11 protein-coding genes are annotated in these 13301 nt (G+C 70.2%); 8 read left to right on the top strand and 3 right to left on the bottom strand.

Annotated elements, in window-relative coordinates:
- Positions 1–148 precede the first annotated feature (148 nt).
- Genes ACZ5NJ_RS20045 through ACZ5NJ_RS20035 form a run of 3 tightly spaced genes read right to left on the bottom strand, consistent with a single transcriptional unit; the run spans position 149 to position 3263 of the window.
- Positions 149–1063, bottom strand: coding sequence for a hypothetical protein (locus ACZ5NJ_RS20045; RefSeq protein ID WP_468766369.1), 915 nt, complete (start codon positions 1061–1063; stop codon positions 149–151).
- A complete protein-coding gene (locus tag ACZ5NJ_RS20040) occupies positions 1057–1713 on the bottom strand; it encodes a phosphatase PAP2 family protein (protein WP_468766368.1) in 657 nt (218 codons plus the stop codon). Before ACZ5NJ_RS20040 ends, ACZ5NJ_RS20045 begins: the two co-directional genes overlap by 7 nt.
- A gap of 17 nt (positions 1714–1730) precedes the next feature.
- Complete coding sequence (locus ACZ5NJ_RS20035) at positions 1731–3263, bottom strand: transmembrane-type terpene cyclase (RefSeq protein WP_468766379.1); 1533 nt, start codon at positions 3261–3263, stop codon at positions 1731–1733.
- Positions 3264–3759: 496 nt separating this feature from the next.
- Here ACZ5NJ_RS20035 and ACZ5NJ_RS20030 point away from each other — a divergent pair, with 496 nt between their 5' ends.
- The 8 genes from ACZ5NJ_RS20030 (at position 3760) to ACZ5NJ_RS19995 (ending at position 12590) form a co-directional block, all read left to right on the top strand.
- Positions 3760–4554 carry a TauD/TfdA family dioxygenase gene (locus tag ACZ5NJ_RS20030; RefSeq protein ID WP_468766367.1) on the top strand — a complete coding sequence of 265 codons (795 nt, stop codon included), beginning with the start codon at positions 3760–3762 and terminating at the stop codon, positions 4552–4554.
- A 125-nt stretch (positions 4555–4679) separates the two neighbouring features.
- Entirely contained in the window at positions 4680–5597 is a 918-nt protein-coding gene (locus tag ACZ5NJ_RS20025; protein ID WP_468766366.1) for a polyprenyl synthetase family protein, read from the top strand.
- The gene (locus ACZ5NJ_RS20020) at positions 5594–6703 is read left to right on the top strand and encodes a Rieske 2Fe-2S domain-containing protein (protein WP_468766365.1); all 1110 of its coding nucleotides are present in this window, start codon (positions 5594–5596) and stop codon (positions 6701–6703) included. The genes ACZ5NJ_RS20025 and ACZ5NJ_RS20020 overlap by 4 nt, the downstream gene beginning before the upstream one ends.
- Positions 6700–7773, top strand: coding sequence for a Rieske 2Fe-2S domain-containing protein (locus tag ACZ5NJ_RS20015; protein WP_468766364.1), 1074 nt, complete (start codon positions 6700–6702; stop codon positions 7771–7773). Before ACZ5NJ_RS20020 ends, ACZ5NJ_RS20015 begins: the two co-directional genes overlap by 4 nt.
- On the top strand, positions 7754–8806 hold the full coding sequence (locus tag ACZ5NJ_RS20010; RefSeq protein WP_468766363.1) for a Rieske 2Fe-2S domain-containing protein: 1053 nt from the start codon (positions 7754–7756) through the stop codon (positions 8804–8806). The genes ACZ5NJ_RS20015 and ACZ5NJ_RS20010 overlap by 20 nt, the downstream gene beginning before the upstream one ends.
- Complete coding sequence (locus ACZ5NJ_RS20005; RefSeq protein ID WP_468766362.1) at positions 8799–11174, top strand: PEP/pyruvate-binding domain-containing protein; 2376 nt, start codon at positions 8799–8801, stop codon at positions 11172–11174. Before ACZ5NJ_RS20010 ends, ACZ5NJ_RS20005 begins: the two co-directional genes overlap by 8 nt.
- The gene (locus tag ACZ5NJ_RS20000; protein ID WP_468766360.1) at positions 11171–12142 is read left to right on the top strand and encodes a lysylphosphatidylglycerol synthase transmembrane domain-containing protein; all 972 of its coding nucleotides are present in this window, start codon (positions 11171–11173) and stop codon (positions 12140–12142) included. Before ACZ5NJ_RS20005 ends, ACZ5NJ_RS20000 begins: the two co-directional genes overlap by 4 nt.
- Entirely contained in the window at positions 12135–12590 is a 456-nt protein-coding gene (locus tag ACZ5NJ_RS19995) for a protein-tyrosine phosphatase family protein (protein WP_468766359.1), read from the top strand. The genes ACZ5NJ_RS20000 and ACZ5NJ_RS19995 overlap by 8 nt, the downstream gene beginning before the upstream one ends.
- The last annotated feature ends 711 nt before the right edge of the window (positions 12591–13301 follow it).

Genomic DNA, 13301 nt, shown 5'->3' with positions numbered 1-13301 from the left:
CGATCCTCACGTACAGTGCAGTCGCGAGGGTCTCCAGGTTTGTCGTCACAAACGAACCAACGAGACCCTCGCTTCATGCGCCCGAAGACTTCGGACTTACTCGTCTAGCCCTCCGGGGGCCGCGGCGCGAAGCCCCACCCGGCCCCGACTACGCGGGGGACTGTGACGTCCGCACGTCGTCCTGTCGGGACTGTCCACGCCCGTACGCCGCTGCGGCGAGCGCCCCGACGACAAGGGCTGCGCCGATGGCGGCCTTCTTGCGCGGGCTTGTGCCGGCGGACCGGGAAGGGGCCGCGGGGGCCGGCGGCCGGGTGATGATCCGGGGGTACGGCCGCACGGCGGCCGTATAGCGGCGTCGGCAGACCTGCGCGACCCGTGCACGCCGCGCGGGTGGCAGTGCGGAGAGGCGGTCCAGGAACATGGACTCGTACCGGTCGACCTCGCGGCGCAGCTCCGCCGCGGCCCCGTCGCCGAAGAGCTCCACGAACGCGGCGTAGACGTTCAAGGTTCCAGAGGCGACGTCCTGTTCGTAATGCCCGAGGTCGTTCGCGATGTCGGCGAGCACTTCCACCGGCCAGAGCAGGTCTCGGGTCGCGGCGTCCATCAACCGTCCGCGCAGGGCGAAGGTCATGGCACGCAGCAGGCGTACGTCGGTGGGACGCAGTTCGACCAGGGCCAGGGCGTCCTGACGGGTGACGGTGCCGCGCGACGTGGTGGCGTTCTCCAAGCGGATGAACCGCTCAGCCTCGTCGACCAGGAAAGCCACGTCCTCGTTCCATGCCCCCAGGGTTCGCAGCACCTTCTCGAAAGCCTTCTTGTACGTATGGAACGCCTCGTAGTCGCTGTTGCGCTCGGCGTCGAGATCCACCGACGTGTTGCGTTCGGCCAAGGAGTCGACGCGGTAGACCAGGTACTCGACGCCGAGCAGTACCGGCGTGAGACACAACCGCTGCCGGCGCGGCACCTCGTCCACGATGTAGTACATCCGCAGCACGTAGTCCCGGGTGATGCCCACCGCCTTCCCCAATGGGGTAGACGCCAGGCGTGCCAAACCGTTCACCATGTCTCCTTTCGGGAGGTGTCCAGGGAGCGGACGTCGATGCGCCAGGCGACCGCGAAGCCGACCACGAGCCCCAGCAGGGCGCCGCCCACGACGTCGGTGGCGTGGTGGGCGTCTGCCAGCACGCGGGAGAGCCCGACCGCCGCCACGAGGGTCGGGCCCAGGCCCACGCACAGCCACCACACTGGCGTGCCGGTGCGCAGCACGACCAGGAGCACCGTCAGGATCAGCGTCGCGGAAGCCATGTGCCCGGACGGGAAGCTGTACCCGGGAGCGGGGAGAGTGCCGTCGACCGGCGGCGGCAGCGGCCGTCCCACCCACGCTTCGAGCGCCGTCTCCGCGGCGAACTGGACGGTCAGGCCGGCGAGCACCCACAGTGCGGCGCCGGGGCGGCGACGGCGCAGCAGTACGCCGAGGACCGTGAGCATGCCCGCCCCCAACAGGGCAGACCCCACCGTGTCGGCCGGTCCGTCGGCGCCGAGCCAGGAGCCGGCCCACGTCCCGAAGGCGCGGTGCGCGCATGCACGGGCGTTGCCGTCGACCGTGCTGACGGCGTCGCTCCCGGATCCCACCAGCGCGGTCAGCGTGACGAGCGCCATCGTCGCGACTGCCGATCCGAGCAGATGCCGGGAGCCGGTCCCGGCGCCGGTCACGTGGGCAGCGGAGGTTCTCAGAGCCGGCGCCAAGGCGACATGCCGGCGGCCTTGATGGAGCGGTGGAGCAGGACGCAGTAGGCGACGTCGAGCAGGAACGTCCAGCCGTACATGACGTTGATCAGTGGCGTCAGCGGATACGAACGGCTGCCCAGGGACTTCCGCGTGAAGTCGGACCAGCTCGTGGGCCAGGTCTGCTTCGGTGACGTGGTGACGGTGAGGGCCGTGGCGATCCAGGCGCACAGCGTGCCCAGCCATTTACCGACGGCAATGTACATCGACTGGCCCGCGGGCGAGCCGCGGTCCTCCAGCATCTTGAGGTACAGGATGGACATCATGAGGTTGATGCCGAACCCGGTGTACTCCCCATCGGGGTCCGCCAGGTCGATAAACGCGTGGTAGTTGACCGACAGTGCGGCGGCCACGCACAGTCCGAAGAGCGGCCGGAAGTAGCGGCCGAGCGCGCTGTTCGGGAACTGGGCCGCACCGTACTTCCATACCTGCCAGGCGATCACCGCGTCGACCAGGAAGCCGAAGATGCTCGCGGTGTGGAAGTAGTCGCCCAACGGGTCAAGGAGGAAGCCGTAGGCGAACTCCCAGGTCAGGTTGGCGAAGAAGGCCGCGAGCGGCACACCGTACGTCTGGTCGGCGAATCCCCGGTAGACGATCGCCACGTAGGCCACCAGCCATCCGACCGCGCAGAGCATGCCGAAGAGGACGACGGCGCTCGATACCCCTTCCACCGCGCCCTCCTCCTCGTGCCGGTCGGCCGCCGGCTCCGGGAAGGCGTCTCGGAGCGGGGCGCAGTGGAGTGTGAAGGCACGCTTGAGCCGCTCCCGGTCCGCCGCGCCGATCGAACGTAATCCCGCCTCGAACTGTGCCTCGAAGTGGGCGACTTCCTCGCGGAGCCGCTCCGGGGCGGCGTCGCCGTAGGCGTCGACGAACGCAGCGTAGAGGTTGGTGCGTTTGATCGGACGGGTGGCGCCGGCGTACTGCTCCAGGTCCCACGCGAGGTAGGCCAGGGTCTCGGCGGGTCGCAGCGTCTCGCGGAGTTCCTCGTCACCGTCGCGGCCCCACGGCCGACCGAGGTCGCGGACCAGGCGCAGTTCGCTGGGAGCCAACTCCAGGAGCCTCCGGAGTCGTTCCGGTTTCACCACGCCATTGCGGACCTCGAATTCCACTTCGGCGAGTTCCGTGACGTCCCGACGGGCGCGCGCGCCGTCGGGGATACGCGCACAAAGCCGGGCCAGCGCCTTCTCGATGCCTGCGTCCCGAAGCCCTGCCAGATATCCGGACAGATCCCCCCCGACGGGGCTCGGGGCAAGTTCCGCGAGGCGGGCGCGTTTCACCGTGAAGGCGAGGTATCGCGCCATCAACCGGGTCGGCGCGGCTTTGAGTTGCTGCTTCAGGGGCGAACCGAGGACGGAGCCGTGCAAGCCCTCGCTGACGGCGGTCTCGATGCCCCGTCGAATCGGTGGGGCCACTTGGGTAACGGCCGAAGCCAACAACCGCTTGGCCCGTCGGGACGCCGCCGCCCTCAGGTTGCGCATCCTGCTCAATCCAGCCTCCTACAGCTGTTCCCCGTGCAGCCCCGGCCGATCCGTGGACGTCCAACTGGCTTAACGGAATGGGTTGTTCAGACGGCACCCACCTGACCGGGTGATGAACATGGTGTACCATCACCCTCACCCACACCGCCAGACGTACTCGCAAGACTTGATACAGAGGCTGCGTTTCACACGCCACGAATTCCGCCCACATGTGTTGCTTTTCGCGGTTCCGGTCACGTCCGACCACATCACGGGGGATTACATGGACGACGACTCAGGGCACTTTTCGTCAATTTTAGGGTACTCGCTGTCGGCCGAAGAGGCCGATGGCTTATGCACGGCAGCTCGGACTGCACTGGCCGCTCAAGGTTCTCCTGCGAAGTCCTTTTTCTATGAGGGCCTGGAAGAACATGTCCATCGAATACCGGAGTCGATTCGCTCGGTATTGAATGAATTCAAAGACTCGCCCTCGCTGGGCGCACTGCGCATTTCAGGGGTGCGCGTCGACCCCGACCGGTGCGGGCCCACGCCGGCCTCCTGGCAGGAAGCCGTCGACGACCGCCGCCAGGAGCTGGAGGAGGCGCAGCTGGCCCTGCTGGCCTCGGGTCTGGGCGAAGTCTTCGCGTGGCCGACCCTCCAACGCGGCAGGATGGTGCAGAACCTCCTCCCGGTCGAGAGCGACAGGGAGCAGCAGAGCGGCCATGGCTCGGTCGCCCTGGACTGGCACACCGAGGACGGCTTTCACGAGGACAGGTGCCGCCATCTGGCGCTCCTCGGCGTCAGGAACCCCGATCGGGTGCCGACCACGCTGGGCACGGTCGACGACCTGCGGCTGACCGGCGAACACCGGTCCGTACTCGGCGAGCGGCGCTTCCACATCCGGCCTGACCTGGAACACCTGCGTCAGCTGGCCAGGTTCGCCCCCGACAGCGAGATGCTCCGCCGTGCGCGCGAGATGTACGAGAACCCGGAGCCGGTCGCCCTCCTCTTCGGCGATGCCGAGGCCCCCTTCCTGCGGATCGACGCCCCGTACACGACCGCGGTGGCCGGTGACGACGAGGCCGCCGAGGCGCTGGCCGCGATCGTTGACGAGCTCACCCGCGTCCAGCGGGACGTGGTGGTCGGCGAGGGTGACGTGCTGATCGTGGACAACTACCGTGCCGTGCACGGCCGCCGCGCCTTCGAGCCGCGGTTCGACGGTACGGACCGCTGGCTGAAGCGCATGAGCGTGGCCGGCAGACCTCTGCCCGAGACGGCCGCAGGCCCGGACGCGCGCGTCCTGGCGATCTGAGCCGGCCGGCTGTCGCACCGCGATCCATCCGACCGTCAATCTCTGTTTCTCATCGCCGCTGATCTGCGCCGTCGCCCGTTCACCCGGCGGCCGGTTCGGCGTATCCACGGGGAGAGTGAGCGCTCGTGTCCTTCGCGATTGACAACGCAAAAATGGAAACTGACCTTCCGGTTGCGATGGAGGAATTCCGTCGCCAGGTCAACGAGAAGCTGCGCTCCTCTGTCGACTCGGTGGAGCCGCCTCGGCTGCGTGAGGCCATGGCCTATTCGCTGCTGGCCGACGGAAAGCGCATCCGGCCGACTCTGTGCCTGTTGACCTGCGGGATATTCGACACCGACGTCTCGATCGCACTTCCCACCGCCTGCGGCCTCGAAATGCTGCACACGGCTTCGCTCATCCATGACGACCTGCCGTCCATGGACGATGACGATTTCCGCCGCGGCAGCCCTTCCAATCACCGGGTGTTCGGTGAGGGTATGGCCCTGCTGGCGGGTGACGCTCTGCTCGCCTATGCGCTGGAGTTCATACTCCGGAACTCCGGCTCACTGCGTCCGGAGATTCTGCTGGCCGTCATGGCCAAACTGATCGAGGTGGTCGGCCCGTCGGGGCTGTCCGGTGGTCAGGCGATCGACCTCTACTGCCAGGGACGCGACGATGTCGACCCGTCGACCGTCGAGGAGATGCACCTCAAGAAGACCGGCGCACTCATCGAGGCGTCCGTGGTCACGGGGGCGATTCTGGGAGGTGCGACGCAGGACGACATTGCCCGGCTCACCACGTATGCGCGGAATCTCGGGCTCGCCTATCAGATCGTCGACGACATTCTTGACGAGACGTCCAATTTCGACGAGTTCGGCAAGGAGGTCGGCCAGGACCGGGCCGCGGGCAAGTGGACGTACCCCCGGCTGGTGGGGGTGGAAGAGGCGCGCGAACGGGTCCGCGGACTGCTCACGCGGGCGGTGGCGGAGCTCGACGGATTCGGTGAGCGCGCGTCGATGCTCCGCTGGGCCGCCGAGGTGGTCCGCGGCCGGGTGGCGGCGTGATCGGCGCGGACGGCTCCCGGGACGAGCTCCGGACCGTCTCGCCCCCGGCTGCTCCCCCGAACCCCGCCGGGGCGAACATCGCCGCTTCCTGGTACGCCGCGATCAAAAGCTCCCGCCTGGGCAAGGGGCCGCACCGGATGCGGCTGTTCGGGCGCGAGGTCGTGCTGTGGCGCGACCGGAAGGGGGTGGCCCGGTGCGTGGCCGCGCACTGCCCGCACCAGGGCGCCAACCTGGGCCTGGGGGACGTCGTCAAGGGCGAACTGCGCTGCCCTTTCCACCACTGGCGGTTCGACGGCAACGGAGTCTGCTCCGCGATCCCCGGTCTTTCGCGTCCCCCGACGACGGCGCGGATCCGCTCCTACCCCACCCGCGAGGCGTACGGGTTCGTCTGGGTCTGGTACGGCACCGCCGAACCCCTCTTCGAGCTGCCGGAGTTCCCGGCCCTGACCGAAAGGCCCCGCCGGTACCTCGGCTTCACCTATGACGACGCGACCACCGGTACGGTCCGCCAACTGCTGGAGAACGCCGTCGACCACCAGCACTTCAGCGCTCTGCACGGACTGGCGCTGGACGAAGTCGAGTTCCGCGTGCTGGCCGAGCAGTCCGAGGCGGCGGACAACGGCCCGCCGCTGACACGGGACGACGCCTGGTTCGGCGTGTGGTTCTCCGGCCGGCCGTGGCGGCCACCGCTGCGCCGCTCGCCTCTGGGCTGGATCACCGGTGTCGTCTCCACGTTCGCGATGGGGCGCCACATGCAATTGCTGGTCGACGGGTGGCCGGGCGGCCAGCGCTTCACGGCGTACGTCGACGGCACCGAGGTCTACAAAGTGATCATGGGCATCGTTCCCGAGGGGGACCGGGCCACCCGGCAGGTCGGCTGGGCCGGGGTGCGCCGCACCGGCCGCTGGCACCGCACCCTTTTCAACTACGTCCTGTTCTGGGTCCAGAACCGGGCGGGGACCTTCCAGGACGTACCCGTCTACGACTCGACCCGCAACGCCCAGCCCACCGTCTACGTGCGCTACGACAACGGGCTGCTCCGATTCCGCCGCTACTACCAGTCATGGGTCGACCGCGCCGCGGACGAGGGAAAGGCCGTCACATGAGTCCCGCGCCGGTACGGGGACGGCCGCCCCTCGATCTCGAACCTCCGCGTGACCTGGCGCGCGGCTGGTACGTGGCCGAGCGTTCCCTCCGGGTGGGACGACGGCCCCGGGCCGCCGTGGTGGCCGGGCAGGAGGTGGTGCTCTGGCGCGCGGGGGACGGCGCGGCGGTCGTCATGGACCGCTTCTGTCCTCATCAGGGAGCCGCTCTGGAACTGGGACGGGTGGTCGACGGAGCGCTGCGGTGCACGTTCCACCACTGGCGGTTCGACGGCAACGGGACCTGCGTGGCCGCCCCCGCGACCCGGCGGGTGCCGCGCGGTGCCTCGGCCCGGGTGCACCCCTCCTGGGAAGGGCTCGGCTACGTCTGGACCTGGGTGGGCTCGGCGGTCCCCGAATATCCGCCGCCGGACTTCCCGCACCTGGACCGTCGGTCCCCGGCCCACCGGCGCTACCGGTTCGCCTTCGACACCCCCGCGCCGGCACGCCGCGTGCTGGAGAACGGATTCGACGTACCCCACTTCCCGGTGGTCCACGGAATCTCCGACGATCTGCGGCTCACCTGGGACTCCGAGGTGGACCGGCACACGCTCGCGGCGCGCATCACCACGGAATCGATCAGCCTGCCGGCTCCGCTCGACCGGCGCCGGCGCGGGCTGGGGCGGCTCTGTCTGCACCTTCGCTCGACGCCCTCGTACCAGGTGCTGACGTTCGAGCTCAACGACCGCCCGGTGGCGCACGAGTTGCTCGCCGTAACGCCGGTGGCACAGGGCCGCTCCACGATGCACGGCTGGACCGTCATGCCGCGGGCCGGCGGTCTGCTCGGCTCGTCCCCGGTCTTCTGGGGCTACCGGCTCCAGCACTGGTGGGGGACGCGGGCTGATCTGCGTATCTACCGGGACGCCGGCGAGACCGACGGATCGATCAACACGGCCGACGACGAGGGTGTGTTGCGGTTCCGTCAGTTCCACCGCCGTTGGACGGGGGCGAGCCACATGAGGGAGCGGTCAAGGCCGTCGCGGGACGACGGCGGAGTGTTCGGGAGGGGACAGGATGAGGCACAGGACGTCTGAGCGGCTGGCCGCGTCGGCTCGGCCCGTCACGAACCTCGCCTCGGGCTGGTACGTCGCGCTGCCCTCCGCGGAGCTGCGTCGTCGGCCGCGCCGGATCACTCTCTTCGGCAACACCTACGTGGGCTGGCGCGGCAAGGACGGCCAGGCCCGCGTCCAGAGCTCCGTCTGCCCGCACGCGGGCGCCGCCCTGCACGGCGGCAAGGTGGTCGACGGCACGCTCGAATGCCCCTTCCACCGCTGGCGGTTCGACGGATCCGGTGCGTGCGTCTTCGTGCCGGGGCGCCGCCCGCCGGCGCGGGCCGCCGTCCTCACGCTGCCCACCCGCGAACGCTCGGGCTATGTGTGGGCGTGGTACGGCAGCGGGACGCCCCGTTTCGAGCCACCGGACCTGCCGGACCTCGAAGCGCGGCGGTTTCCCGGTGTACGCAGCTTCCGGCTGGCGGACCCGACCCGGGCGACCACCCGGCGGATCCTGGAGAACACCTACGACCCGGACCACCTGGTGGCCTTGCACGGGCTGACGGTGGCCGGGGAGGCCCGGATCGTGTTCCCGGACGTGCGCGAGGGGGCAGTGGGTGACGGAGCTCCGGACGGCGGGCCGTCGGAACGCTGCGACGCGACCCTGACCTGGCCGGCGTACCGGGGCGCACTGGGCGCCGTGTCGAACGCGTTCGGGCTCAACGCGCGCGAGTTCACCCTGCGGATGCGCGGCTGGCCGAGCTGCCAGGAGATCGAGTACTACGCGGACGGCCAACGCCTGTACCGGATGATCCTGGCCGTCACCCCGGTCGGGGAGCACCACAGCATCCAGCACGTCAACGCCGCCGTCGACCCCGACGGGGCGGGGGCCCTGGGGTGGCTGCGTGCGCTCGTGCACCGGGCGGAAGTGCAGGTGGCCGCCCGTCAGGACCTGCCGGTCTTCGACACCCTGCTCCCGGGGGACCGGCACGGCATCTACGTGCCCGGTGACGAGGGCGTGCGGCGTTTCCGGCGTTTCTATCAGCAGTGGGTGGAGGTGGCAGAGCATGACTGAGGGCGTGGTGAGCCTGACCGAGGCCGCGGACCTGCCCGTCGAACGGGTCGGGGGCAAGGCCAAGGGGCTGGGCCGGCTCATGGCGGCGGGCTTTCCGGTCCCCCCGGGGTTCTGTCTGCCGATGGACGTCTTCACCCCTGCGGCGGGCCTGGAGGAGGACGGGGAAAGCGCCGGCGGGTCGGGGCTGCGCGATGACGCGGTCGCTCGGCTACGGGACTGCTGGGAGGCCCTGCCCGCCCTGCACGGAGTCGCCGTACGTTCGTCGGCCACCAGCGAGGACGGTGCGGCGGGCAGTGCCGCCGGCCAGTACGAGAGCGTGCTCGGCGTCCGCACCTTCGAAGAACTACTGAGGGCCGTCGGCCGATGCCAACGCTCCCGGCACTCCGCCGCCGCCGGGGTCTACCGGGGCCGGATCGGCCTGGCCGAGCAGGTCCCGGCGATGGCCGTCGTGGTCCAGGCGATGGTGGTTCCCGACTGGGCCGGGGTCCTCTTCACCGCGGAGGCCCCGGTCGCCGACGGCGACCACCTGGTCCACGTGGAGGCGGTCGAGGGGCTGGGCGCGCGGCTCGTGGATGGGACGGTGGACCCGCACCGGGTGGCGTTCTCCCGGAGGGAGCCGCACGCGCCCGTGTTCAGCACCGCGTTCGCGCAGCGGATGGGCGAGAAGGACGGGAGCGGGGGCCCTCTGCGCTCGCTGGTCCGCACGGCTCTGGCGGTGGAGCGGGCGCTGGGCGCACCGCAGGACATCGAATGGGCGCTGGACGGCGCCGGGCTGCACCTGCTGCAGGCTCGCCCGATCACGGCCGCCGTCCCGCAGCCGAGGCAGTTCGGCGACTGGGCGAGCGAGGTCCCCGGTGCGCGGTGGGCCCGGATGAGCATCTGCGACTCGTGGCTGTCCGATCCGCTCTCCCCTCTCTTCGCCACCACCCTGTTCCCGGCGCTCATCGACCGGTGGGCGGCCAACTGGGGCGGTCCGCGCAGAACGCGTGCGCGCAGCCCGCTGATCCCGGAGCCGATGCACGGGACCGTGAACGGGTTCGCCTATCTGCGCTTCGACTTCCCCCTCTCCCGGTATCCGCTGCACACCCTGCGGCTCATCGCGCGGTGGCTGTCCTTCCACCTCTCGCCGGTGGAACGGCTCTGGCGGCACGAGGTACTGCCCGCGCTCCGGGCCGGCCTGGACCGGGCACGGGACACACCTCTGGAGGACCTGACACCGGCCGAGGTGCTGCGACGGGTCCGGACGGTCGAAGACCTCAGCGCCCGCTACTGGGCGGTGATCGGCGGCCTCGCCTGGCACTGGAACACCAGCGAATGGCTGCTGGGGGTGGTTTTGGCACGCGGCGGCCGACACACCGCCGGGCTCACGACCGGATCACTGCTCGTCGGCGACAACCGGCTCGCCCACCAGGCCGACCGCGCCCTGGACCGGGTCGCCGCGGCCACCCCGGAGGACGAGGAAGAACTGCTGCAGGAGTACCTGCGGCGCTTCGGGCACCTGGTGTACAGCCTCGACCCGGCCGAACCCACCGCGGTCGACGACCCTTCCATGCTCCGCTCGGTGGTCGCAGGCCGCCGCGACGGCGCCGACCCGAGCGCCCTGGCGCCGGCATCGGGCCCTGGCGGAGCCCCGGGGCTCCGGCTCGGTCGCGGTCCGGTCGGCCGGCTGAGGCGCGGGGTCCACCGGTGGGCGAACCACTGGAGCGGGGTACGGGACGAGGCCCTTCACTCCTTCACGCTCGGCTGGCCGTTCATGCGGGCCGGATATCTCGAACTCGGCCGCCGACTGGTCCTCGCCGGCCTGCTCGACGCCGACGACGACGTGTTCTACCTGACCGGTGAGGAGCTGAGCGGCTGGGTGAACGCCGGTGTGGGCGACCCGCGGTGGCGCGACCGGGTGCGTGAGCGCCGACTGCGGCGCCGGCGGCAGCGGCGGCTCGATCCGCCCGACGTGGTCCCCGCCGACGCCCGGATCACGCTCTTCGGGTCCGACATCACCTCCTTGGCACTGTTCGGGACCGAGCGGGGGGAGAACAGGGCGGACGCGCTGAGCGGATCGGCGGTGAGCCCGGGGAGCTACACGGGCCGGGCCCGGGTGATCCACGAGTTCGCGGACGCGGGCACGCTGGAGAAGGGGGAGGTCCTCGTCGTACGCCAGGTGACGCCGGCGTGGGCGCCGCTGCTGGCCCGGGCCGGCGCGGTGGTGGCCGATGTCGGGGGCGCGCTGTCCCACGGCTCGGTGGTGGCGCGCGAGTACGGCATCCCGGCGGTGATGGGCGTGCGGACCGCGACCTCGCGGATCGGGACCGGGGACATGCTGGCCGTGGACGGCGACGCAGGCACCGTGAGGTTGCGGAGCGAACCGTGACCCGGACCGAGCCCCTGCCGAAGAGCACCGGCACGCGCGCCCGGGTGATCCAGGCGCTGCTGTTCGTAGCGGTGGGCATCAGCCTCGTGATCACCCTGCGGGGTCTGGACACGGCCCGTCTGTGGTCGGCGCTGCAGGCCGCCGACTGGCGTTGGCTGGCCGTGGCCGTCCTGGCGAACACCGCCTCGCAGGTGACCCGGGCCGTCGGCTGGAACGCGATGTTCACCGAGGTCCGGATCCGGTTCCCCCTCCTGGTACGGATCGAGTTCGCCGTCCAGGCGGCGGCGGCCGTCAGCCCGGAGGGGGTGGGCGAGTTCCTCCGGGTCGGCTACCTGCTGCGGGAGGGAGTGGCCCGGTCGGTGACCGTCACGCTCATGATGGTCCGCAAGTTCTTCTCCAGCCTGGGCCTCGTGCCCTTCCTGGTGTTCGTCTGGTGGCCGGGGAGCCACGTGCCGGGCTGGGCGGTGGCCGTCCCCTGGGTGTACGCGGCCGCGCTGACGGTGCTGGCCGTGCTGATCGTGGGGGTCGCGCGCACCCCGTCCGCCCCTGCCCGGGAGGGCCGGCTGCGCAAGATCGTGTTCGACGTACGCACGGCACTCGGCCCGGTCCGCCGCCCGCGCGTCTTCGCGGAAGTGGGGACGGCCGCGCTCGTCACCAGGGCCCTGGACTTCCTGGCCGCGGTGACCATCGCGAAGGCTCTGGATCTACGGCTGCCGGTGGCCGTCCTCGTCCTCGTACTGCTGTCGATAGAAGTCTCCAATGTCCTGCCGACCCTGCCGGGCCAGCTGGGTACCTTCGAGGCGGCCGTGCTGGGCGCGACGGCGGGCACCCTTGGGCAGGCTGAAGGTTTGGCCTTCGCGCTGGTTCTGCATGCTCAACAAGTGCTTCCCCAGATCCCGCTGGGGACGATCGCCATGGCCGACAACTCGATCTTCCGGAACCGATCGAAAGGGATGCCTCATGACTGACCTGTGGAGCACCGACAACCCCAAGGTGGTCACGCTGCCCTCGGGGCGGATGATTCGCGGACGCGGGCTCCGATACGACCTACCGGAGGGGCAGACCCCGACGTTCGCCGTGCACTTGACGGACCACGAGCCGCCCAAGCCGCCGTGGGAGTCCCTGTGGATTCCCTGGCGGGATTTCTGGCTCCCCGCCGACCCTGTGGACGCGATGCGCAAACTCCGCATCGCCTACGACCGCGCCGCGGGCGAACGCGTGGAGATCTGCTGCGGGGGCGGCGTCGGTCGGACCGGCACGGGGCTCTCCGCGATCTGCGTCTTCGAGGGCATGAATCCGAAGGAGGCGGTCAAGTGGGTGCGGCAGAACTACCATTCCCGTGCGGTCGAAGTACCGTGGCAACGGCGTTTCATCCGCCAGGTCTACGCTGCCGACGCGTCCGGCTCGGGGCGATGAGCCCTTCGGCGATCCCGCTGATGTCGCCGGGTCGAGGCTGACCCTGCGGAGGCCGCCCGCTCGTTCGGCGACGCCATGGATGCCACGGCGCCACGAAACTCCCAGCGCCCCTGCGGCCCTCGCGCGAACCCATAAAAGGGCAGGTCAGCGGGCCTTTTCGATCGGCTCCAGGATCGCGACGCACTCCACGTGGTGGGTCATCGGAAAGAGGTACACAGACCTAGAAGCCGAGAAACCTGCAGGTCCGAGTGGACTCGGCAACCTGGCGGGTGGGGCCGTGCGTCCAAACGAGCGTCACTGGCCACCTCGACGTGAGGGGCAAGGCAACCGAGGTCGACGCAGGCACGGCGACGAAAGCGAAGTGAGTGCCCTGGTCCGCCGGACCTGATAGTGCTTGGCCTCTGCGCAGAACTGATCACCATGGTACGGAGCGCCTCGCATCGACCCGCCGAGGTCGAAGGAGAAGGTCCGGCCGTCCTCCGGCCAAGCGATCGTCAGTTTCCTTGTCCAGGCTTGCGAGTCCGTGTTCGCGAAGGCTCCACAGATCCGCATCGTGCCCTCAAGGTAGGGCTTGGCCCTCTTCGCTCCCGAGATCCCCTTGAAGTGGGCTTCCACTCCTACGACAGCAAGATTCCACGCACCACGGAAGGCACTCGCGCTCGCGTGCGACGAGGCGGCGGCGAGCAGGAACACGGACACCGCGAGGACCCG

Source organism: Streptomyces sp. NPDC032091 (assembly GCF_055580265.1).
The sequence above is the reverse complement of the archived record's forward strand: the minus strand, read 5'-3'. Positions and strand labels throughout refer to the sequence as shown.

Coding starts and splice junctions, on each gene's coding strand:
- ACZ5NJ_RS20045 (WP_468766369.1), bottom strand. CDS start 1,063: ATGGTGAACGGTTTGGCACGCCTGGCGTCTACCCCATTGGGGAAGGCG.
- ACZ5NJ_RS20035 (WP_468766379.1), bottom strand. CDS start 3,263: ATGCGCAACCTGAGGGCGGCGGCGTCCCGACGGGCCAAGCGGTTGTTG.
- ACZ5NJ_RS20015 (WP_468766364.1), top strand. CDS start 6,700: ATGAGTCCCGCGCCGGTACGGGGACGGCCGCCCCTCGATCTCGAACCT.
- ACZ5NJ_RS20010 (WP_468766363.1), top strand. CDS start 7,754: ATGAGGCACAGGACGTCTGAGCGGCTGGCCGCGTCGGCTCGGCCCGTC.
- ACZ5NJ_RS20005 (WP_468766362.1), top strand. CDS start 8,799: ATGACTGAGGGCGTGGTGAGCCTGACCGAGGCCGCGGACCTGCCCGTC.
- ACZ5NJ_RS19995 (WP_468766359.1), top strand. CDS start 12,135: ATGACTGACCTGTGGAGCACCGACAACCCCAAGGTGGTCACGCTGCCC.